Source organism: Nonomuraea sp. 10N515B (genome assembly GCF_052245915.1).
Taxonomy (GTDB): Bacteria; Actinomycetota; Actinomycetes; order Streptosporangiales; family Streptosporangiaceae; genus Nonomuraea.
On sequence record NZ_JBQQBQ010000008.1, the window covers coordinates 41,063 to 61,669 of the forward strand.

General features: G+C 67.9%; 19 protein-coding genes and 1 riboswitch. Of the genes, 12 read left to right on the forward strand and 7 right to left on the reverse strand.

Annotation, left to right across the window (positions count from 1 at the left end):
• The first annotated feature begins 20 nt into the window (after window positions 1–20).
• Together ACTWQA_RS13725 and ACTWQA_RS13730 are read left to right on the forward strand one after the other, a co-directional pair.
• A complete protein-coding gene (locus ACTWQA_RS13725) occupies window positions 21–2,540 on the forward strand; it encodes an L-aspartate oxidase (protein ID WP_443159610.1) in 2,520 nt (839 codons plus the stop codon).
• Window positions 2,541–2,543: 3 nt separating this feature from the next.
• Window positions 2,544–3,326, forward strand: coding sequence for a type III pantothenate kinase (locus ACTWQA_RS13730; RefSeq protein ID WP_443159611.1), 783 nt, complete (start codon window positions 2,544–2,546; stop codon window positions 3,324–3,326).
• A 57-nt stretch (window positions 3,327–3,383) separates the two neighbouring features.
• Here the strand turns inward: ACTWQA_RS13730 and ACTWQA_RS13735 are convergent, their stop codons facing one another.
• Window positions 3,384–3,866, reverse strand: coding sequence for a hypothetical protein (locus tag ACTWQA_RS13735; RefSeq protein WP_443159612.1), 483 nt, complete (start codon window positions 3,864–3,866; stop codon window positions 3,384–3,386).
• 156 nt (window positions 3,867–4,022) lie between these two features.
• Between ACTWQA_RS13735 and lysX the strand changes: the two genes are divergently transcribed.
• Window positions 4,023–5,504 (forward strand): bifunctional lysylphosphatidylglycerol synthetase/lysine--tRNA ligase LysX, encoded by a 1,482-nt coding sequence (gene lysX / locus ACTWQA_RS13740; protein ID WP_443159613.1) that lies wholly within the window; start codon window positions 4,023–4,025, stop codon window positions 5,502–5,504.
• 262 nt (window positions 5,505–5,766) lie between these two features.
• Here lysX and ACTWQA_RS13745 read toward each other — a convergent pair whose 3' ends face one another.
• Complete coding sequence (locus ACTWQA_RS13745; protein ID WP_443159614.1) at window positions 5,767–6,042, reverse strand: hypothetical protein; 276 nt, start codon at window positions 6,040–6,042, stop codon at window positions 5,767–5,769.
• Window positions 6,043–6,424: 382 nt separating this feature from the next.
• Between ACTWQA_RS13745 and ACTWQA_RS13750 the strand changes: the two genes are divergently transcribed.
• A complete protein-coding gene (locus tag ACTWQA_RS13750; RefSeq protein ID WP_043615366.1) occupies window positions 6,425–6,637 on the forward strand; it encodes a LuxR C-terminal-related transcriptional regulator in 213 nt (70 codons plus the stop codon).
• Window positions 6,638–6,641: 4 nt separating this feature from the next.
• Here ACTWQA_RS13750 and ACTWQA_RS13755 read toward each other — a convergent pair whose 3' ends face one another.
• Window positions 6,642–7,685: an NlpC/P60 family protein gene (locus ACTWQA_RS13755; RefSeq protein ID WP_443159615.1), complete on the reverse strand. Its 1,044-nt coding sequence runs from the start codon at window positions 7,683–7,685 to the stop codon at window positions 6,642–6,644.
• A gap of 5 nt (window positions 7,686–7,690) precedes the next feature.
• Window positions 7,691–7,841, reverse strand: a riboswitch (cyclic di-AMP (ydaO/yuaA leader).
• Window positions 7,842–8,118: 277 nt separating this feature from the next.
• On the opposite strand from ACTWQA_RS13755, the gene ACTWQA_RS13760 reads away from it, so the two are divergent.
• Window positions 8,119–8,676 (forward strand): amino-acid N-acetyltransferase, encoded by a 558-nt coding sequence (locus ACTWQA_RS13760; RefSeq protein ID WP_443159616.1) that lies wholly within the window; start codon window positions 8,119–8,121, stop codon window positions 8,674–8,676.
• Here the strand turns inward: ACTWQA_RS13760 and ACTWQA_RS13765 are convergent.
• Window positions 8,673–9,785, reverse strand: coding sequence for a hypothetical protein (locus tag ACTWQA_RS13765; protein WP_443159617.1), 1,113 nt, complete (start codon window positions 9,783–9,785; stop codon window positions 8,673–8,675). The two genes, ACTWQA_RS13760 and ACTWQA_RS13765, sit on opposite strands and share 4 nt — an antisense overlap.
• Between ACTWQA_RS13765 and ACTWQA_RS13770 the strand changes: the two genes are divergently transcribed.
• The 5 genes from ACTWQA_RS13770 (at window position 9,780) to ACTWQA_RS13790 (ending at window position 16,865) form a co-directional block, all read left to right on the forward strand.
• Window positions 9,780–10,298 (forward strand): RDD family protein, encoded by a 519-nt coding sequence (locus ACTWQA_RS13770; protein ID WP_443159618.1) that lies wholly within the window; start codon window positions 9,780–9,782, stop codon window positions 10,296–10,298. The two genes, ACTWQA_RS13765 and ACTWQA_RS13770, sit on opposite strands and share 6 nt — an antisense overlap.
• Before the next feature lie 109 nt (window positions 10,299–10,407).
• The gene (locus ACTWQA_RS13775; RefSeq protein ID WP_443159619.1) at window positions 10,408–10,893 is read left to right on the forward strand and encodes an RDD family protein; all 486 of its coding nucleotides are present in this window, start codon (window positions 10,408–10,410) and stop codon (window positions 10,891–10,893) included.
• A 511-nt stretch (window positions 10,894–11,404) separates the two neighbouring features.
• A complete protein-coding gene (locus ACTWQA_RS13780; RefSeq protein WP_305917313.1) occupies window positions 11,405–11,737 on the forward strand; it encodes a histone-like nucleoid-structuring protein Lsr2 in 333 nt (110 codons plus the stop codon).
• A gap of 969 nt (window positions 11,738–12,706) precedes the next feature.
• On the forward strand, window positions 12,707–15,208 hold the full coding sequence (locus tag ACTWQA_RS13785; RefSeq protein ID WP_443159620.1) for an ATP-dependent Clp protease ATP-binding subunit: 2,502 nt from the start codon (window positions 12,707–12,709) through the stop codon (window positions 15,206–15,208).
• 718 nt (window positions 15,209–15,926) lie between these two features.
• Window positions 15,927–16,865: a sugar phosphate isomerase/epimerase family protein gene (locus ACTWQA_RS13790; protein WP_443159621.1), complete on the forward strand. Its 939-nt coding sequence runs from the start codon at window positions 15,927–15,929 to the stop codon at window positions 16,863–16,865.
• Window positions 16,866–16,913: 48 nt separating this feature from the next.
• Here ACTWQA_RS13790 and ACTWQA_RS13795 read toward each other — a convergent pair whose 3' ends face one another.
• On the reverse strand, window positions 16,914–17,384 hold the full coding sequence (locus ACTWQA_RS13795; protein ID WP_305917310.1) for a MarR family winged helix-turn-helix transcriptional regulator: 471 nt from the start codon (window positions 17,382–17,384) through the stop codon (window positions 16,914–16,916).
• Between the two features lie 64 nt (window positions 17,385–17,448).
• Here ACTWQA_RS13795 and ACTWQA_RS13800 point away from each other — a divergent pair, with 64 nt between their 5' ends.
• The gene (locus tag ACTWQA_RS13800) at window positions 17,449–17,826 is read left to right on the forward strand and encodes a cupin domain-containing protein (protein ID WP_443159622.1); all 378 of its coding nucleotides are present in this window, start codon (window positions 17,449–17,451) and stop codon (window positions 17,824–17,826) included.
• 53 nt (window positions 17,827–17,879) lie between these two features.
• Here the strand turns inward: ACTWQA_RS13800 and ACTWQA_RS13805 are convergent, their stop codons facing one another.
• Entirely contained in the window at window positions 17,880–18,638 is a 759-nt protein-coding gene (locus tag ACTWQA_RS13805) for an A/G-specific adenine glycosylase (RefSeq protein WP_443159864.1), read from the reverse strand.
• A 195-nt stretch (window positions 18,639–18,833) separates the two neighbouring features.
• Between ACTWQA_RS13805 and ACTWQA_RS13810 the strand changes: the two genes are divergently transcribed.
• Entirely contained in the window at window positions 18,834–19,508 is a 675-nt protein-coding gene (locus ACTWQA_RS13810; RefSeq protein ID WP_443159623.1) for a hypothetical protein, read from the forward strand.
• A gap of 15 nt (window positions 19,509–19,523) precedes the next feature.
• Here the strand turns inward: ACTWQA_RS13810 and disA are convergent, their stop codons facing one another.
• The gene (disA, locus tag ACTWQA_RS13815) at window positions 19,524–20,600 is read right to left on the reverse strand and encodes a DNA integrity scanning diadenylate cyclase DisA (RefSeq protein WP_443159624.1); all 1,077 of its coding nucleotides are present in this window, start codon (window positions 20,598–20,600) and stop codon (window positions 19,524–19,526) included.
• Window positions 20,601–20,607: the final 7 nt, after the last annotated feature.

Consider the following 20,607-nt stretch of genomic DNA (forward strand, 5'->3'; position numbering starts at 1 on the left):
CCTCAGTGAGGAGACCCCGAATGAGCGCACCGGCGATTCCCTTGCGGCTGACCGCTCCCGCGCCCGGCTGGACCGCCGAGGCCGACCTGGTCGTCGTGGGCTCCGGCATCGCGGGCCTGACCGTGGCCCTGCACTATGCCGAGCTGGAACCGGCCGCCAAGGTCATGGTCGTCACCAAGGACGTGTTGTCGGCGGGCTCAACGCGCTGGGCCCAGGGCGGCATCGCGGCCGTGCTCGACCCGCGCGACACGCCTGAGGAGCACCTGAACGACACGCTGCTCGCCGGGGTCGGCCTGTGCGATGTGAAGGCGGTGCGGACGCTGGTGACCGAGGGCCCCGCCGCGCTGCGCCGGCTGATGGCGCGCGGGGCCAATTTCGACCGCACCCCCGACGGGAAGCTCCAGCTCACCAGGGAAGGCGGGCACCGGCGGCGCAGGATCGTGCACGCCGGCGGCGACGCCACGGGCGCCGAGGTGCAGCGGGCGCTCATCGAGGCGGTGCGGGCCGCCTCGATCGAGGTGATCGAGCACGCGCTGGTGCTCGACCTGCTCAAGGACGCCGAGGGCCGGGCCAGGGGCGTGACGCTGCACGTCATGGGCGAGGGTGCGCGCGACGGCGTCGGCGCGGTGCTGGCCAGGGCGGTCGTGCTGGCCACCGGCGGCATGGGCCAGGTGTACGCCGCCACCACCAATCCCATGGTCTCCACCGGTGACGGGGTCGCGCTCGCGCTGCGTGCCGGGGCCGTGGTGCGGGACATCGAGTTCGTCCAGTTCCACCCCACCGTGCTCTGGCTCGGGGAGGGCTCGACGGGCCAGCAGCCGCTGATCTCCGAGGCGGTCAGGGGCGAGGGCGCGGTCCTGATCGACCATGACGGCAACCGGTTCATGGAGGGCGTGCACGAGCTGGCCGACCTGGCGCCGCGCGACGTCGTGGCCAAGGCGATCATGCGGACGATGCGCGCGACCGGCCGCGACCACGTCTACCTCGACGGCCGTCACTTCGGCCGGGACAAGTGGGAGAGCCGGTTCCCGACGATCTACGCGGTCTGCCGGGAGCACGGCATCGACCCGGCCACCGAGCCCATCCCGGTGGCCCCCGCCGCCCACTACGCCAGCGGCGGCGTGCGTACGGACCTGCGCGGGCGTACCTCGATCGCGGGCCTGTACGCGTGCGGCGAGGTCGCCTGCACCGGCGTGCACGGCGCCAACCGGCTGGCCTCCAACTCCCTGCTGGAAGGGCTGGTCTTCGCCGAGCGCATCGCCGAGGACATCCATCAGGCAGGCCCGGCGCCGGGCGACCCGGTCGCGAACCGGTCGGCACCCGGGCTGGCCGACCCCAGGATCAGAACGAGGGTCCAGGCCCACATGAGCACCGGGGCGAGCGTGCTGCGCAGCCGCGAGTCGCTGCTGGCCACCGCCAGGGCGCTGCGTGAGGCCCGCTGGACCCCCGTCGAGGTGCCGCCCTGCACCGAGTCATGGGAGGCCACGAACCTGCTGACGGTCGCCACCGTGCTCACCGGCGCGGCGGCGGCCAGACTGGAGACGCGTGGCTCACACTGGCGCGAGGACCACGACACCCGTGACGACGACGAATGGCTGGGGCACCTGGACGTGACCCTGACGGAGGAAGGCCCCCGCATGACGTACACGCCGCACGGGATTCCCGCGCGCCTGACGCAGGAGCTCGCCGTCGCCGGTCTCGACGCGGCCGAGGTGGACGCGCTGATCGACCGGGCGCTCGAGGAGGACCTGCAGGACGCGGGGGACGTGACGAGCCTGGCCACCATCCCGGCCGCGCAGCGTTCGACGGCTGACGTGGTGGCACGCAAGGACGGCGTCGTGGCCGGGCTGGCCGTGGCGGAGGCGGTGTTCGTACGGCTGGGCGCGGGGCGTACCGAGCGGAGGGCCAAAGACGGCGAGCGGGTCCGGGCGGGCGACGCGCTGATGACCGTCGAGGGCCCGACGCGGGCCCTGCTGACGGCCGAGCGGACCGCGCTCAACCTGCTCACCCACCTGTCCGGGGTGGCCACGCTGACTGGCAGGTGGGTCGAGGCGATCAGTGGCACGGGGGCGCGGGTGCGCGACAGCCGCAAGACGCTGCCCGGGCTGCGGGCACTGGAGAAGTACGCGGTGCGCTGCGGCGGCGGCGTCAACCACCGGATGTCGTTGTCGGACGCCGCTCTGATCAAGGACAACCACGTGGTGGCGGCGGGTGGCGTGGCCGAGGCGTTCAGGGCGGTCAGGGAGCGGTACCCGGATCTGTCCATCGAAGTGGAGATCGACCGGCTGGACCAGCTGGAGGCCGTGCTGGACGAGGGAGCCGAGGAGATCCTCCTCGACAACTTCACGATCGAGGACACCGCGCGTGCCGTACAAGTCGTGAAAAATCGGGCGAAAAACAGGGTTGCCGTCGAAGCCAGCGGGGGATTGACCTTGGAATCGGCTCGCCAGGTGGCCGAAACTGGCGTTGACTACTTGGCGGTGGGAGCGCTTACGCACTCGGCGCCGGCCCTGGACATCGCACTGGATCTGCGGGGGTAATTGATGCTGCTCACGATCGACGTCGGCAACACGCACACGGTGTTGGGGCTGTTCGAGGGCGAGGACGTCATCGAGCATTGGCGGCTGGCCACTGACGCCCGTCGCACCGCCGACGAGATCGCAGTCGTGCTCCAAGGGCTGCTGGCGCAGTCGCCGCTGCTCAAGGGGACCGACATTGATGGCATTGCCATTTGCTCCACGGTCCCGAGCGTGCTCAACGAGATGCGCGAGATGTGCCGCCGCTACTACGGCGACGTCAACGCGGTGATCGTGGAGCCGGGCATCCGCACCGGCGTGCCCGTGCGCATGGACAACCCCAAGGAGGTCGGCAGCGACCGCATCGTCAACGCGCTGGCGGCCATCGACCAATACGGCGGCCCGTGTGTCATCGTCGACTTCGGCACCGCGACCTCGTTCGACGCGGTGTCGGCCAAGGGCGAATACGTCGGCGCCGTCACCGCGCCCGGCATCGAGATCTCGGTGGACGCGCTGGCCGCCGCCGGGGCGCAACTGCACAAGGTGGAGCTGGTCAGGCCGCGCTCGGTGATCGCCAAGAACACGGTGGAGGCTCTGCAGGCCGGCATCATCTACGGCTTCGCCGGACAGGTGGACGGCATCGTCGAGCGCATGACGGCCGAGCTGGCCGACGATCCCGAGGAAGTGACGGTGGTGGCCACCGGCGGGCACGCCGCGCTCGTGGTCGGCGAGTCGCGCTCGATCGACGTGCACGAGCCGTGGCTGACCCTCATCGGCCTGCGCCTGATCTACAACAGGAACACCACATAGGACAAGCGGCCCTCCGCTCGGGTAAGAGGGCCGCTTGTGCATATGACCGCGCGAGGATTACTCGCTCTCGGCGGTGTAGATGTACTGCCAGGGGCCGCACTTCGTCGGGTAGTTGCTGTGCACCCCGATCTGGCAGACCTTCGCCCGCAGGCTGTAGACGTCGTGCTCCTGGAAGTGGAACTTCTTGTAGCCGGGGAAGCCGCAGTACTTCTTGTAGTACACGGGGGACCAGTCGTGGTCGAAGTCGCTGGCCTCGAACTTCACGAACGCGCACTTGCCGCCCTCGTTGTAGGTACGGTTGTCCAGGTCGTACAGCTTGCCGTAGACGTGGACCTCGTTCGACTCCCCGTCGTGGTCCCAGTTCACGGTGACCTGGCCGTGGGCCTTGGCCAGGCCGTGCTTGGCGTAGACCGGGCTCCAATACTCGGAGTAGTCGTCGTAGTCGGACGAGGTGCTGGCGGACGCGGCGGCCGGAAGCGACAGGGCCACGGCCGTGGTGGCGGCGATGGCGAGGGCGCCCGTCGCGATCTTCTTCAACATCTTCTCTCCTTGAGCTCCCCTGGGCCGGCTCCCTGCCGGCTCCCCCCTGAGCTCGTGAGTCATTCATAGAAGAGGTCTCTTGCAGTGTTCCTGCGTGCTCCCTGCAGGGGGCCGACGAGTCCTTGCAGTTCGCCATATCCCCTACGCTTTGTTGTTGTGAGCGACGAACTTCCTGAGCAGATGCGGATCCGGAGGGAGAAGCTCGACCGCCTTCGCAGCGAGGGCGTCGACCCTTACCCGGTGAATTTCCCCCGTACGGCGACCAACGCCGAGGTGAGGGATAAATACCAGGACTTGGAGCCCGACGCCGCCACCGGTGACACGGTCGCGGTCGCGGGCCGCGTCATGCTCAGCCGCGTGGGTGGCAAGCTCTGCTTCGCCACGCTCAGGGACGGCGAGGCCGATCTGCAGGTCATGATCTCGCTCGACAAGGTGGGCGAGGAGTCGCTGGCACGCTGGAAGCGCGACGTCGACCTGGGCGACCACGTCGGCGTGATCGGCGAGGTCATCACCTCCCGCCGCGGCGAGCTGTCCATCCTCGCCGAAAGCTGGCAGATCACCGCCAAGTGCCTGCGCCCCCTGCCGGAGAAGCACGTCGGCCTCACCGACCCCGAGGCTCGCGTCCGCCAGCGCTACGTCGACCTCATCGTCAACGACGAGGCCAGGAAGATGGCCCGCATCCGCAGCGCCACCGTGCGCGCGGTGCGCGACTTCTGGCACGACGAGGGCTATCTCGAGGTCGAGACGCCGATGCTGCAGCCCATCCACGGCGGCGCGACGGCCCGGCCCTTCAAGACCCACATCAACGCCTACGACATGGAGCTCTACCTCCGCATCGCGATCGAGCTCTACCTCAAGCGATTGGTGGTCGGCGGCATCGAGAAGGTCTTCGAGGTCAACCGCAACTTCCGCAACGAGGGCGCGGACTCCACGCACAACCCCGAGTTCACCATGGTCGAGGCCTATGGCACCTACCTTGACTACAACGACATGGCGGACCTGACGCAGCGGATGTACCAGAAGGCCGTCCTGGCCGCTCTGGACACGTCCGTGGTCGTGCACGACGGCGTCGAGGTGGATCTGGGCCTCGCCCAGTGGCCGCGCATCACGCTCTACGGCGCCGTGTCGGAGGCCGTGGGCGAGGAGATCACCACCTCCACCACGCTGGAGGAGCTTCGCAAGATCGCCGACCGGCGCGAGGTCCACTGGGACCCGAAGTGGGGCTCGGGCAAGATCGTGCAGGAGCTCTTCGAGGCGCTGGTCGAGCACACGCTCGTCCAGCCCACGTTCGTCATGGACTATCCACTGGAGACCTCGCCGCTGGCCCGCCTGCACCGGGACAACCCGCTGCTGACGGAGAAGTGGGACCTGATCGGCTTCGGCACCGAGCTGGGCACGGCCTACTCGGAGCTCAACGACCCGATCGACCAGCGCCACCGCCTGATGGAGCAGTCGCTGCTGGCCGCAGGTGGCGACCTGGAGGCCATGCAGCTCGACGAGGACTTCCTGCAGGCGCTGGAATACGCCATGCCGCCGACCGGCGGCATGGGCGCCGGCATCGATCGGATGATCATGGCCTTCACCGGCAAGAACATCCGGGAGACGATCCTGTTCCCGCTGGTCAAGCCGACTCGCTGAGCCGAGAGACGGGCGCGCGGCCGGTCCCGCGCGCCCGCCCGGCGCCACGTCGGCCGCGTGGCCGGCAACTCGGCCCCGGTGAGCTCCTTGATCCGTGCCAGAGCGCTCAGGAGATCGTCGCCGGCGCACCTGCCTGATCGCGATGAAGTCGAGGAAGTAGGCGCCAAACTTTCTTCTGGCCTGGCCGGTTTCCGATACGAGCTCTGCTGTAAGCATCGGGTCAAGGCTGCGAGCCAACATTTCGCTCCAGCCGCTGAAACATTCACAGTCCTCTGGAGGCACCCCGAGCATCTCGGTGATGACCATGGTAGGCGAAGCTGGAAACCAGGTCCGTCTCCTCCGGTAAAGCGCCGATCAGCTCGGTGGTGATCAGCCCGATGCGGGAGCAGAGCCGTTCGACCATGCGCGGTGTGAACGCCTCGCCGACCGGAGCGCGCAGTCTGGTGTGGTCGGGCGGGTCCGTCCAGAGGGCCGATTCAACGGGCTGAGCTGGGTCTCTTCCGTACAGCGGGTCGGAGTCGTGGCCGAAGCGGAGCATCGCTCCGCAACGTTCAGGATGGCGGCGACGAGCAGCCCGCGCGGGTGCGGAAGATCGCCCCGCGGGCGCTCAGCTCGCGGTAGCGCGCGTATGGCTCGCGTAGAAAGTCCGGATCGCTCGGATCAAAACCAGGACGTCTGCCAGGCTCATCCTGTCCCGGGCCGGGGCCTATTGGACCGTTCTATGAGATCGCTCATTGTGCCGGCGGTCTCGTCGCCATATGGCGAGTTCGCCACATATAACGGATCATGTCAATAGTGCCCGTCAAGTGCGAAGATTCTGGCGCTTGACGACCTTTCCGGGATGCGTTTACCGTCTGCGAGACGAGCGGCTTTGGCCCGTTGTGAGGTCCGAGTTCTGCTGTTGGGGGGGAGGGCTCCCGATGGATGTGCTCACTGAAGGCGTCGAGCTGAGCCATGCGGATCTGGCGTTGCTGGCGGAGCTGGCCAAGGGGGTTACGGTCGATCGCGTGGGGAGACGTTTGGATATCAGTGGGCGGACAGTACGCCGGCGGTTACGGGGCATCTGCGACCGCATCGGCGTGGCCACGGCCATCGAGGCCGTGGCCTGGGCGGCGCGGCGTCAGCTGATCTGACGCCTCAGTCGGCGATGCGCACCGCGCCGGCGTACGGGCGGTTGGCGATCGAGGCGATGTGCACGACATCACCTGTGCGCGGGGCGTGCACCATCATGCCCCCTCCCAGGTAGATGCCGACGTGATGCAGGTCGCTGTAGAAGAACACCAGGTCGCCCGCGCGTAGCTCGGACCTGTCGATGTGCCGGCCCGCGGTCCACTGGTCACCGGTGTAGTGCGGCAGCGAGATGCCGACCCGCTGGAAGGCCGCCATCACCAGGCCGGAGCAGTCGTAGGAGCTGGGGCCCTCGGCGCCCCAGACGTACGGCTTGAGCTGCTGTGTGAGTGCCCACCTCGCGGCCTGGGCCGCCTTGCCGTTGCCGGGGATCGGCAGGTTGATGTGCACGCGCTTGCCGGCCCGGCCGGCCTCTCCCATGGCCCGCCTGAACAGGTTGCTCTCGGCCTTGGCCACCAGCTTGGTGATCTTGTCGCGCTTGCTGTCGAGGTCCGCGACGATCTTCTGCAGCTCCTCCATGCGGGTCTTGGCGCCCGCTCTGGCGCGTTCGGCGGCGTCCATGGCCTTGGCGAGCTGGTTGACCTGCTCGGCCTGCTGCTGTTCCAATGCGTACGTGGTCGCGGCCTGATCGAGGAACTTCTCGGGGTCGGTCGACGAGGTGAAAGCAAGCGCCCTGCTCAGCCCACCGGAGATGTAGGCGTTCTGAGCGAGCATGGCGGCCTTGGCGCGCTTGGCGGCGAGATCCGCCTCGCTGCCGGCCAGCGTCTTCTGGGCGGCGTCGGCCGCCTTCTGCGCGACCTTGTATTTCTCCCGCTGCCCGTTGTACTGCTCCGTCAGCGTCTCGATCTCGACGTGCAGCTTCTCGACCTGGTCGGAGAGCTCCTTGAGCGAGGGTGTGGGATCCGCGGACGCCGGAGCGGCGGCGGGGATGGCGATCAGGAGCGTGGCCACTGTGATGCTCACCACGCCGAGGCGGCGTGCGAGCCAGGCCCGTTCCGGAGGGCGGGCATGCCTGCCCGCCGACTTCCCCCCACGGCCGTGCGTACGCTTCACCAACCAGCTCCTCTCATTGACGCCTACCGGGTTAGCTGACGGGTTCGGGCCGGAGCAGCCCTACCGAAGAACTCGGATTCACCCCGATGGTGGCGTGCGAAGCTCGCCACCGGTGGATCCCCGGCTCCCCATGCGGGAATTGGGCGTGTCTCCCGCGTGCGCCACGCGGGGAACGTTGTCGCTGGACACTAATGCACTCCGGGTTCGTGCTCAACCAGAACTGCTCGATCTGTAGAGGTTTCACAACTGGCGGGTCACAAGGTGATCTCGTGATCAGCCATGCAGAAGAGACCTTATGTCCCCTTTGTCATTGCTTCTGCCGAACGCCGGAAGACGCCGGGCTCGTGCCCATGTGGCTCGTGGCACGTCACAGGATGGGGCCAGACATGGGAGTTAGGACCGAACCGTAATGACATCTGTACTCTGGAGAGCCATGGAACAGGTGGCCGAACTGACGACGCCGGAGACCGCGGTGGTGGTCCGGCGTGCCCGCACGCCCGACGTGCGGAGGATCAGGCGCCTGGTCGACACCTATGCGGGCGCCGGCCCCCGGCTCCTGGAGAAGACCACAGTGACCCTGTACGAGGACGTACAGGAGTTCTGGGTGGCCGAGCTGGGCGGGCGGGTGGTCGGGTGTGGCGCGCTCCACGTCCTGTGGGAGGACCTGGCCGAGGTCCGCACGGTGGCCGTCGATCCTGAGTGCCGGGGCATGGGGATCGGCCACCGGATCGTCTCCGCGCTCATCCGGCAGGCGAACGATCTGGGACTGCGGCGTGTATTCTGCCTGACTTTTGAGGTCGATTTCTTCGCGCGGCACGGCTTCCGCCCGATCCAGGGCACGCCGGTCTCGCCCGAGGTCTACGCCGAACTGCTGGCTTCGTACGACGAGGGTGTGGCGGAGTTCCTCGACCTGGAGCACGTGAAGCCGAACACCCTGGGCAACACCCGCATGCTGCTCCACCTGACATCGGGTGACGCTGGCCTTGACTAGCTGGAAAGGTGATTGTTGATACCTATGTCGATACGTTGGGCAGCACAGGGCATGTGTCCTGACACGTGCCACATGCGCACTCGAAGCGAGGTGACACGGTGAGCACCGGACAGCCGCCGTATCCACAGGACGAATCGGGCGAGAACTCTGCACCCGGAAATCCCCAGTACGGGCAGCAGAACACGGGCCGCCACCCCGGCGAGCCCGACCCCGACGTCACTGTGGTCGGCTACCGGGCGGACGACGCCTATGGCCAGCAGCCCCCATACGGCCAGCAGGGCTACGGACAGCAACAGGGTTACGGCCAGCAACAACAGCAGTACGGCCAGCAACCCGCCGACGCCCAGTACGGGCAGCAGCAGGGCTACGGCCAGCAGCCGGATTACGGTCAGCAGGCGCAGCACGGCCAGCAGGGCTACGGCCAGCAACAGCAATACGGCCAGCAGCCACAGTATGGTCAGCAGCCGCAGTCCCAGCCGGGCTACGGCCAGCAGCCCGGCTATGGTCAGCAGGCTCAGTCCCAGCCCGACTATGGGCAGCAGGGCTACGGCCAGCAGGCGCAGTCCCAGCCGGGCTACGGCCAGCAGCCCTCCTCCGGGCAGTATGGCGCCCAGCAGCCGCAGTATGGCCAGCAGCCCCAGGCGCAGCCCGACTACGGCCAGCAGCAGGGCTACGGTCAGCAGGCTCAGTCCCAGCCCGACTACGGGCAGCAGCAGGGCTATGGCCAGCAACCGCAGTCGCAGCCGGGCTACGGCCAGCAGCAGGGCTATGGTCAGCAGGCTCAGTCGCAGCCCGATTACGGGCAGCAGCAGGGCTATGGTCAGCAGGCTCAGTCCCAGCCCGATTACGGGCAGCAGCAGGGCTACGGTCAGCAGGCTCAGTCCCAGCCCGGCTACGGCCAGCAGCAGGGCTACGGTCAGCAGCAGCAGGGCTACGACCAGCAGGGTTATGGCCAGCAGGCGCAGTCCCAGCCTGGCTACGCCCAGCCCCAGTACGGCCAGCAGCAGTACGGCGACCAGCAGTACGGCCAGGCCTACGGGCAGCCGCAGCAGGCCGCCTATGGCCAGCCGGGCTACGGCCAGGCCTACGGGCAGCCGGTCGGCGTGCAACCTCCGGGCGCACCGGCTCCGCTGGCGGAGTGGTGGCAGCGGCTGGTGGCGAGGATCGTCGACGGCGTGATCTTCGGCGTCGTGATGGGCCTGGTGACCTTCATCTTCGGGCTGTTCCTGGTCGCGAGCTACAGCTCGACCACCGGGGCGAGCACGGGCCTGTTCGGTTCGTTCGTCATCGGCATCCTGATGTCGATCGTCCTCACCCTCGTCTACGTCGGCTACGACTTCTTCATGCACAAGATGAAGGGTCAGACCGTCGGCAAGATGATCATGGGCATCAAGGTCGTCCAGGTCGGCGGCCCGGTGCCGCCGGGCGGCATCCCCAACGACGCGGCACTCAAGCGCGCGCTCGTGACGTGGGGCGCCTACATCTTCTACTGGATTCCCTTCGGAACGCTCCTCGCTCCCCTTCTGAGCGGCCTGAACGGCGCCTCCATGCTGTGGGACAAGCCGCTGCAGCAGACGTTCGCGGACAAGTTCGCGCGCACCGTGGTGGTGAAGATCAAGTAGTCCTCCCGCACGTAAACATAGGGGCCGGCTTCCCGCCGGCCCCTATGTTTTGTCCGCGGCGCCGTACCAGAATGGGACGGAACCCGTAGCCGGAGGCGAGGTGGAGGTTATGGCCGGGACGCCGTGGGCGATCTCGCTGCCGGCGGAATGGTGGGAACGGCTCGCCGCCCGCCTGATTGAAGCGCTCGTCTTCGGGGTCTTCTATTACATTCTGTTCATTGCGCTCTGGGCCATCTTCCGAACTGTCGGGGTGCTGGAGGTGTTCGGCGGTCGCCTGCCCGGCGTGTGCGCGTGGTTCGGGGCCGGACTGGCTTATGCCGGCTATGACTGGTGGGCCCATTTCAGGCACGGCAGGACGTTCGGCAAGGCGATCATGCGGATTCGCCTGGCCCCGGCGAAGCTCACGCCGGGAGCGGCGCTCAAACGATCCCTGGTCTATCCGGGGCCGCTCATGCTCATGGGCATTCCAGTGGTCAATCTGCTGGCCGGAATGCTGCTGTTCGGCGTCGGGCTGCTCATCCTGATCGACAAGCCGCTGGAGCGGGGGCCGCATGACAGGCTGGCCGGAACGCGCGTGGTAAAAGATCTTCGCTGAGCCTTCCGGGGGCTGCCCCGGCGCCTTATCGCAAAATTTTCCCTTGATCCGGTAAGGAGCCTGGAGAGACTGGCATTAGGCTATGGGGCGTCCGGGTTGCCGGATGTTGGCGCACCTGCCGCACGCAGGGCATCTGTGTGCCGCTATGGTCGGGTGAGGGCGGTTGTCGCCTTGCTCGTGAGGACCGTCGCGCTCCTCCGGGCCGCGCACGCGCTCATATAGCGCCCCCGAAACCCCGCTAGCCGTGGAGGCGAGGACGAATGGAAGCCCTAACAGACGTATTGTCAGCGCTCATCCCCCCGGTCGTGGTCGGTGGAGCCTTCATCTTTGGCGTAGTGAAGTTGGTCCGCGCCGAGGGCCCCAGGCGGCACCGTAACGGCGAGGAGCCTGCCGAGAAGCAGAACTGATCGGCTAGTCAGCCGAATCCCCGCAGCGCTGAATTGTCTCAGGGCCTTTCCGGGTATATGTTTGGGCAGGCGAATGAAACAATGCCCGCGAAAGGATTGCGTACATGGCCAAGCAGATCCAGGAGATTCTCATCGATGACCTCGATGGGGGCGAGGCCAATGAGACGGTGAGCTTCGCTATTGACGGCTCCTCCTATGAGATTGACCTCAGCGACCTTAACGCCAAGAAGCTGAGGGACGCGCTCACGCCTTTCGTGCAGAACGCGCGCCGGGCAGGTGCCGTGGCCACGCGTCGTCGTGGCCGTGGCGGGAGCCGTGCGATGAGCCGCGAGAAGAGCTCCGAGATCCGTCAGTGGGCCAAGGCCCACGGGCTCCCGGTCAGCGAGCGAGGCCGTATCGCCTCCACGGTCGTCGAGAAGTACGAGGCGGCTCACTGATCGAGCCAACTCACGACCATGCGCTTATGATGTTCGCCTTGGACCCCGGCGGCCGCCATAAGCGCATGATCGTCTCTAGGGTGTTCCGAATGCCGGAACACCAAGAGGATGATCTCTAACTCCCCATATGCGGGCGTTTTGGCCGTGTGTTGTGGACCATGTCCGGCGTCGTTTCACCGGCAGGTGCCCGCATATGTGATGGTGTCGCGCTCCGCGCGCCCGAATGGTGAATCCCCGCGATGGCCCGTTCCAGGAGAGCGGTGCTTGCGGATGGCGGCACGGCGTTGCCGGGATCGAGCCGCCGGAACATACGTTGAATGAGGTATGCGAGCCGCTCATCGGCGTTGAGTAAAACCTGAGACCGGCTCTAATCCGGGATCTCGACTCACGCGCGTGTGGCACCGGGCAAAATCCGCTCCCCCGGGCATGCGCCGCACAATGCCCGGGCTCTCCAGGTGCATCCTGCCGGGAATGCCGTGACCACTTGGACAGTCGTGCCTGATGAGGTCGGTAACCCGGCTGACCGGATGAGGATTTCATGAGAGTGCGGTAGGTGCCGTGTCCTGTTCAGGCCGTAGTGCGCGCACTTGGCCAACCATTGCATGGGGACATAGGATGATTGCGTAACAGATACGGACGTGGCATCGGAGATGCGCGGGCGCGGGCCGGCTGAGGCCGGTCCGCTCGAAGCGTCCGGTGGCCGGCGCGGGTTGATCTGCGTACGCCGCGGACGGCAATTTAGTGCTGCCGACGTGAAGCACCCTAAACATCGTTCGCTTGCGGCGTATCGGGAACACGTCACCCCCGAACAGTAGTTGGATGGAGGGTGAACGCCCTGCTCTCGGGGAACGTGTCTGCTATAGAGCGTGTCAGCGGCGAGTGGGCACGGTTCGCCGAGCCAGGGCTAGCATGCGGGAGGACGGGACCGGATTTACCGGCCTGACTGACCGCTCTGTGAGGAGCGACGAGATGTTCGAGAGGTTCACCGACCGAGCGAGGCGTGTTGTCGTCTTGGCCCAAGAAGAGGCCAGGATGCTCAACCACAACTACATCGGCACTGAGCACATTCTTCTTGGTTTGATCCACGAAGGTGAGGGCGTTGCCGCCAAGGCTCTGGAGAGCCTGGGCATCAGCCTTGAGGGTGTGCGCCAGCAGGTCGAGGAGATCATCGGCCAGGGCCAGTCGGCTCCGTCGGGGCACATTCCCTTCACCCCGCGGGCCAAGAAGGTCCTCGAGCTGTCGCTCCGTGAGGCTTTGCAGCTGGGTCACAACTACATCGGCACCGAGCACATCCTGCTCGGGCTCATCCGCGAGGGTGAAGGTGTGGCCGCCCAGGTGCTGGTCAAGCTTGGAGCTGATCTCAACCGTGTCAGGCAACAGGTCATCCAGTTGCTGCACGGTTACCAGGGCAAGGAGCCGGCCGCGGCGGGCGGCCCGCAGGAGTCTGCGCCGTCCACGTCCCTGGTGCTCGACCAGTTCGGCCGCAACCTGACCCAGGCGGCCCGCGAGGGCAAGCTGGATCCGGTCATCGGCCGTGAGAAGGAGATCGAGCGGGTCATGCAGGTCCTCTCCCGGAGGACCAAGAACAACCCGGTTCTCATCGGCGAGCCCGGCGTCGGCAAGACCGCCGTCGTCGAGGGCCTGTCGCAGAAGATCGTCAGGGGCGAGGTGCCCGAGACGCTGAAGGACAAGCAGCTCTACACGCTTGACCTCGGCGCCCTGGTCGCCGGCTCCCGCTACCGCGGTGACTTCGAAGAGCGCCTGAAGAAGGTGCTCAAGGAGATCCGCACGCGCGGCGACATCATCCTGTTCATCGACGAGCTGCACACGCTCGTGGGTGCGGGCGCCGCCGAGGGCGCGATCGACGCCGCCAGCATCCTCAAGCCGATGCTGGCCCGCGGCGAGCTGCAGACGATCGGCGCGACCACGCTCGACGAATACCGCAAATACCTCGAGAAGGACGCCGCGCTGGAGCGCCGTTTCCAGCCGATCCAGGTGGCCGAGCCCTCACTCAGCCACACGATCGAGATCCTGAAGGGTCTGCGCGACCGCTACGAGGCGCACCACCGCGTGTCCATCACCGACGACGCACTGGTGGCCGCGGCGCAGCTGGCCGACCGCTACATCAGCGACCGCTACCTGCCCGACAAGGCGATCGACCTCATCGACGAGGCCGGGTCCCGGATGCGCATCCGCAGGATGACCGCTCCGCCGGACCTGCGCGAATACGACGAGAAGATCGCCAACGTGCGCCGCGACAAGGAGTCCGCGATCGACGCGCAGGACTTCGAGAAGGCCGCTGCCCTCCGTGACCAGGAGAAGCAGCTGCAGCTCAAGCGCGAGCGCCGGGAGAAGGAGTGGAAGGCCGGCGACATGGACGTCGTGGCCGAGGTCACCCAGGAGCTCATCGCCGAGGTCCTGGCGACCGCCACCGGCATCCCGGTCTTCAAGCTGACCGAGGAGGAGTCGCAGCGCCTGCTCCGCATGGAGGACGAGCTCCACAAGCGGATCATCGGCCAGGACGACGCCATCAAGGGCCTGTCGCGGTCCATCCGGCGCACCCGCGCCGGTCTGAAGGACCCGCGCCGTCCCGGTGGCTCGTTCATCTTCGCGGGTCCCTCCGGTGTCGGTAAGACCGAGCTGTCCAAGGCTCTGGCGGAGTTCCTCTTCGGTGACGAGGACGCGCTTATCAGCCTGGACATGTCGGAGTTCATGGAGAAGCACACCGTCTCCAGGCTGTTCGGCTCGCCTCCCGGCTACGTCGGCTACGAGGAGGGCGGCCAGCTCACGGAGAAGGTGCGGCGCAAGCCGTTCTCCGTGGTCCTGTTCGACGAGATCGAGAAGGCCCACCCCGACATCTTCAACTCGCTGCTGCAGATCCTGGAGGACGGTCGCCTGACCGACGCCCAGGGTCGGGTGGTCGACTTCAAGAACACGGTCATCATCATGACCACCAACCTCGGCACCCGGGACATCTCCAAGGGCATCGGGGTCGGGTTCGCCAAGTCCAACGACGCCGACTCCAACTACGACCGGATGAAGTCCAAGGTGCAGGAAGAGCTCAAGCAGCACTTCCGGCCCGAGTTCCTCAACCGCGTCGACGACATCGTGGTCTTCCACCAGCTCACGCCCGCCGAGATCATCAAGATCGTCGATCTGATGCTCCACCAGGTGGACCTCAGGCTGAAGGACCGCGACATGGCGCTCGACGTCTCGCCCGAGGCCAAGCAGCTGCTGGCCGACCGTGGTTACGACCCGGTCATGGGTGCCCGTCCGCTGCGGCGTACGATCCAGCGCGAGCTGGAGGACTCCCTGTCGGAGAAGATCCTTTACGGCGAGCTCCGTCCGGGGCAGGTCGTGAAGGTGACGGTCGAGGGTGAGGGCGACAACGCCAAGTTCATGTTCCGGGGCGAGTCGATCTCGAAGATTCCGGACTCGGCGGCTGCCATCGCGGCCCCGATCCAGCACTGACGGGACCGCTTCGCGCGACGACGGCCCCCGTGTGGTCCTCACACGGGGGCTTTCGCGCGTCCGGGGGTCATACCTTCGGCGCCGGGCGCATCCGCCGGCGCCGTCGGTACTCCGGGTGCCGACGTAGGCGCCGAGCGCGTCGCGGCCGATGTGCGCCGGGCCTGATGTGCGCCGCGGCGCCGGCGGGGGTGGCGTCAATAGTGCCGGCCGCATCCGACGGCGGCCGTCGGCACTGCGGTGCCAGCGTAGGCGCCCGAGCGCGCCCGGGCCGATGTGTGGCGCGTCTGGTGTGCGCCGCGTCTGGTGTGCGCCGCGTCTGGTGTGCGCCGCGTCTGGTGTGTGCGGCGTTTGGTGTGTGCGGCGTTTGGTGTGTGCGGCGAACGCTGTGGCGCGGCTGGGGGTTGGTCGCGGCTGGCAGGTATAAATACGTTAAGTGGGGCAAAGCGGCGCAAAGCGGGTGAATTTGGTCGTTGCCTAATTGTTGGATGGGCGGCTATACCGCCACCGCGAGTAGTACTACACTGCGTAGAGCTTCGCCAAGTCTCATCCAAGTGAGCCACAAGATCGTGTTCCTAGGTTGGGGACTGCTCCCAAGGGAGTAGCCGGGAATCAACTCAGGGCGGACGCGTGAGCCACCCAAGAGCAGGCATGCTCGACCAGGTTCGCGCTCGTCTGGGGCGGGCGACGGGAACACACAAGCAAGCCGTGGAGGAAACCGATGCGCCTGCGTCACGATGACGGAACGCTGGTACACCTCGCCTACAACGCAGGCGTCCATCCTGCCGAGGATCTGGAAAACCTGATCGCGCACCTGACCCGCTACGCGGTCCCGGTGCGCAAGCGGCTGGGCGTGGAGCGGATGGGCATCGGGCTGTGGCTCTCGCCGAGCGTCGCCGACCACCTCACGGCCGACCGCATCGAGCTCGTACGGCTGCGCCGCTCCTTGGAGGAGCGCGGCCTCGAGGTCGTGAGCCTCAACGGCACCGGCGGCCGCAACCAGGAGGTCCCCGGCCCCGACTGGGCCAAGCCGGAGCGATACCGCTACACCATGGCGCTGGCCAAGATCCTGGCCTTCCTGCTGCCCGACGACGTGCGGTTCGGCAGCATCTCGACGATTCCGATCGGCTGGCGTCGCGACTGGCCCGCCGACCTGCACGCGATCGCCACCCGGCGCCTGGAGCGGCTCGCCCGCGAGCTGCGCGGCATCTACAGCGTCACCGGCAAGACGATCAGGGTCGGGTTCGAGCCGTGGCCCGGGTGCGTGCTGGAGACCACGGAGCAGGCGCTCGAGCGGGTGTGCGGGATCGACTCCGAGCACCTGGGCGTGTGCCTGGACGCCTGTCATCTCGCCTGCGGGGCCGAGGAGGCGGGGGCGACACTGAAGGGCCTGGCGGAGGCCGGGGCCCCTGTCGTCAAGCTGGGGCACGTACACAACCACACGGGCGAGACCACGAACACCGGCGCGGTGCTGCACGACACGCTGACGGCGATGTTGTCGGGCGCGGTGAGCGGGAGCGCGCACATCGAGGTCGAGACGCACAACCTGATCGTTCCCGGGCGGGCCAAGGGACCGGGCGCGCTGGTGTCGATGCTGGCCGAGGAGCTGGCCTGGGCCCGTACCAACCTCACCAGTCTGGGTCTGCAGCTGGCCGCCTGAGTGGGGCCTGGGCTCGTGCGAAGCTCGCGAGCCCGGGCCTTCAGCCCTTCAGAGGGTGCCGAACCAGCCTGGCATGTCCAGGCGCCACGGGTTGGCAGGGGTGAGCTTGCGCAGGTCGGACTCCAGGGCCCGCAGGCGGTCCTCGCCCAGCTCGCCGGCCCAGCGGGCGCGCAGGGCGTCGAAGATGCGGGCTGAGCGGCCGAGCGCGTCCATCCCGTACGGGGTGAGGCGGACGATCTTGCGGCGCGTGTCACGCGGGTCGGCGGTGCGTTCGACGTAGCCGATCCGCTCCAGCGTGTCGATGGTCTTGCCGGCTGCCTGCTTGGACACGCCGAGCGTACGGCCCAGCTCGACGGCCGTGGTGCCCTCCGGCCCGATGGCCTGCATGACGAATCCGTGCATAGGGCGGATGTCCGGATGGCCCTGCCGGGACAGCTCGGCGTGGAGCTCGTCGATGAGCGCTCGGAACGCCAGCAGCAGGCGTAGTGGTAGTTCGAAACCCGGGGTGTCACTTGACATGATAGACAACCTGGTTAACTATATCGATGGACAACGTCGTTGCCTATCTTAGGGGTTTCAAGAGATGACTGTTATTCGCGCCGCCGACGCGCGGCGATCGGAGACGGCCAGCGGGGTCATGACGACGTTCGCCTCGCCGACGCAGGGCGGGGCCGAGCGCTCCCTCTGGCGCGTCGACGCCCGGCCCGGCGCCGTCGGGCCGGTGCATGACTTCGACGTCGAGCAGGTGTGGACCTGGATCGAGGGTGCGGCGACCGTCGAGCTGGGCGGCGAGAAGTACGCCGTGGCCGCTGGTGACACCGTCGTCATGCCCGCCCGGACGGCGCGGCAGGTGCTGGCCGACCCGGCCGCCGGATATACCGCCGTCGTCACGGCTTCGGCCGGCGCTAGGGCTATGTCCGTCGACGGGGCCGACCTGGGCGTTCCGCCGTGGATCGGCTGATTCGCCGCCGAACGGCTCGTGCCACCCTGCGGGCGTGCTGAAGGGGTGACCGGTCAGGCGTGGGGCAAGCGGTAGGTGCCGTCCTCGAGTGCTTCGGCCAGGCCGTCCGCGATCAGGCCGTCCAGGGCGCGCTCGCGTTGCACCGCGTCGTCCCACACCACGTCCAGTGCCTCCTTGGGAACCGGACCGTGGGCGGCGCGCAACACCGCCAGCAGCCGGCCGCGGCACTGGCGGTCGGTGCCCGCGTACGTCTGGCCCTTGCGCGCCGGACCGGCGTGCGGGGGCTTGCCGGCCAGGCGCCACCCGCAGACGTCCGCGATCGGGCAGTCCGCGCAACGCGGCGCCCTGGCCGTGCAGACCAGCGCGCCCAGCTCCATCACCGCCACGCCCCAGCGGGCCGCGCCCAGCTCGGGCAGGAGGCTCTCCGCCAGCCGCCGCTCGGCCGCCGACGTGGCCGTGGGCGGGTATTCCTCCGCGCGTACGGCCCTGGCGAACACCCGGCGGACGTTCGTGTCCAGAACGGCGTGCCGGCCGCCGTAGGCGAAGCTGGCGACCGCGGCGGCGGTGTACTCGCCGATGCCGGGCAGCGACAGCAGGGTCGCGTGGTCGGCCGGCACCTCGCCGCCGTGCTCGTCGGTGATGGCCCTGGCGCAGGCGTGCAGGCGCAGCGCCCGGCGCGGGTAGCCGAGCCTGCCCCAGTGGCGTACGGCCTCACCCGGCTGCTCGGCGGCCAGGTCCTTGGGGGTGGGCCAGCGGGCCATCCAGTCATGCCACACGGGCAGCACCCGGACGACCGGGGTCTGCTGGAGCATGATCTCGCTGACCAGCACTCCCCACGGCGTCGCACCGGCCGCCCGCCAGGGAAGGTCCCTGGCGTTGTCCTCGTACCAATTGAGCACAGGACCGTGCAACGTTTTCGGATCAGCCACGCGGTCAAGGGTATGGCTCCGTGAATGATTTCGGCGTGTCGTCACTCTAAGTGCCCGCCGAATTACCATGCTGTGCGTATGGATCCGGACACGATGCGTGAGGACGGCGGTGACGTCTACTGGCGGCGGCGCATGAGCGTGCTGGTGGCGGTGCTCGTCGTGGTGGCCGTGGTGGCGTGGGCGTGTTCCAGCGGGGGCAGCGGACCGGAACGCAAGTCCAGCGCCCAGTCCTCACCGAGCGCGACGCCCACCACCGATCCGTTGCTGGCGGGCCTGCGTACGCTCGCCATGGGCACGGCCAGCCCGACACCCACCCCCAGCCCGAGCACGCCGACCCCCGTCGCGCGCCACAAACGGCCCGGCGAGCCCTGCGCCGAGGAAGATCTGGTGCTCAGCCTCCAGGCCGGCAAGGACAAGATCTACGCAGCCGGCGCCCAGCCCGCCTTCGTGGTCACGCTGGTGAACACGGGACCCGTGATGTGCACGGCCGACGTGGGACCGCGGGCCATGGAGATCCGCATCACCTCGGGCGCGGATCGCATCTGGTCCACGGCCGACTGCGTCAGCGGCCCGGGAACCGACATCAAGCAGTTGCAGCGGGGCGTGCCGTACGTGCGGACACTGAGCTGGGACCGCCGCCGCTCCAGCAGCGACTGCCGCTCCACCCCGGCGGTCGCCCTGCCCGGCACCTACGTGGCCACTGTCCGCCTGGGCAAGCTCCGCAGCACCAAGGGCGTCTTCCACCTGCGCTAGATCGTCAGAGTCGGGTTATACGTAGCGTTCGAGGATGGAGGATTCGGCGAGGCGGGACAGGCCCTCGCGGACACTGCGGGCGCGGGACTCGCCGACGCCGCCCACCGCCTGCAGATCGTCGATGCTGGCCGCCAGCAGCTTCTGCAGGCTGCCGAAGTGGTTGACCAGGCGGTCCACCACCGTCGCGGGCAGGCGGGGGACCTTGGCGAGCAGGCGGAATCCGCGCGGGCTGACCGGGCTGTCCAGCTTGTCGGAGCCGTGGTGGCCGAGGACGTGGGCGACGGCCGAGAGGTCCAAGAGCTCGTTGCCCGACAGCGTGTCGAGGTCGTGCATGGCGTCCACCAGGCGCTTCTGGCGGCGCGTGGAGGGGGCGGGGAGGTAGTCGCGGATCACCAGCTCGCGCTCGGAATCCACGCCCGCCACGAGCTCGTCGAGCTGCAGGGACAGCAGGCGGCCGTCGGTGCCCAGCTCCACCACGTAGCCCTTGATCTCGTCGGAGATGCGCCGGACCATTTCGAGGCGCTGGACGACGGCGGCCACGTCTCTGACGGTGACCAGGTCCTCGATCTCCAGGGCCGACAGGGTGCCGGAGACCTCGTCCAGGCGGTGCTTGTAGCGCTCTAGGGTGGCCAGAGCCTGGTTGGCCTTGGAGAGGATGGCCGCGGACTCCTCCAGGACGTAGCGAATGCCGTCGAGGTAGAGCGCGATGATCCGCATCGATTTGCTGATCGCGATGATGGGCAGCCCGGTCTGCCTGGCGACCCGCTGGGCGGTGCGGTGGCGGGTGCCGGCCTCGTCGGTGGGGATCGCGGGGTCGGGCACGAGGTGCACGGCGGCGCGTACGATCTTGTGGTCGTCGCTCAGCACGATCGCGCCGTCCATCTTGGCCAGCTCGCGCAGCCGGGTGGCGGAGAAATCGACGTCGAGCTCGAAACCGCCGCTGCAGAGCTCCTCGACATCCCGGTTGTAGCCGAGCACGATCAACCCGCCGGTCTGCCCACGCAGAATCCGCTCGAGGCCGTCGCGCAACGGTGTGCCCGGGGCCACAGCGGCCAGGGCTTCGCGACGACGTTCGTCCAGACTCCTATCCACCTGACCC

What these genes read in the sequence shown, in the direction of transcription:
- ACTWQA_RS13725 (WP_443159610.1), top strand. Translation starts at nt 21, where the DNA reads ATGAGCGCACCGGCGATTCCCTTGCGGCTGACCGCTCCCGCGCCCGGC.
- ACTWQA_RS13730 (WP_443159611.1), top strand. Translation starts at nt 2,544, where the DNA reads ATGCTGCTCACGATCGACGTCGGCAACACGCACACGGTGTTGGGGCTG.
- ACTWQA_RS13735 (WP_443159612.1), bottom strand. Translation starts at nt 3,866, where the DNA reads ATGTTGAAGAAGATCGCGACGGGCGCCCTCGCCATCGCCGCCACCACG.
- ACTWQA_RS13745 (WP_443159614.1), bottom strand. Translation starts at nt 6,042, where the DNA reads ATGCTCCGCTTCGGCCACGACTCCGACCCGCTGTACGGAAGAGACCCA.
- ACTWQA_RS13750 (WP_043615366.1), top strand. Translation starts at nt 6,425, where the DNA reads ATGGATGTGCTCACTGAAGGCGTCGAGCTGAGCCATGCGGATCTGGCG.
- ACTWQA_RS13760 (WP_443159616.1), top strand. Translation starts at nt 8,119, where the DNA reads ATGGAACAGGTGGCCGAACTGACGACGCCGGAGACCGCGGTGGTGGTC.
- ACTWQA_RS13775 (WP_443159619.1), top strand. Translation starts at nt 10,408, where the DNA reads ATGGCCGGGACGCCGTGGGCGATCTCGCTGCCGGCGGAATGGTGGGAA.
- ACTWQA_RS13780 (WP_305917313.1), top strand. Translation starts at nt 11,405, where the DNA reads ATGGCCAAGCAGATCCAGGAGATTCTCATCGATGACCTCGATGGGGGC.
- ACTWQA_RS13785 (WP_443159620.1), top strand. Translation starts at nt 12,707, where the DNA reads ATGTTCGAGAGGTTCACCGACCGAGCGAGGCGTGTTGTCGTCTTGGCC.
- ACTWQA_RS13790 (WP_443159621.1), top strand. Translation starts at nt 15,927, where the DNA reads ATGCGCCTGCGTCACGATGACGGAACGCTGGTACACCTCGCCTACAAC.
- ACTWQA_RS13795 (WP_305917310.1), bottom strand. Translation starts at nt 17,384, where the DNA reads ATGTCAAGTGACACCCCGGGTTTCGAACTACCACTACGCCTGCTGCTG.
- ACTWQA_RS13800 (WP_443159622.1), top strand. Translation starts at nt 17,449, where the DNA reads ATGACTGTTATTCGCGCCGCCGACGCGCGGCGATCGGAGACGGCCAGC.
- ACTWQA_RS13805 (WP_443159864.1), bottom strand. Translation starts at nt 18,638, where the DNA reads ATGCTCCAGCAGACCCCGGTCGTCCGGGTGCTGCCCGTGTGGCATGAC.
- ACTWQA_RS13810 (WP_443159623.1), top strand. Translation starts at nt 18,834, where the DNA reads ATGGATCCGGACACGATGCGTGAGGACGGCGGTGACGTCTACTGGCGG.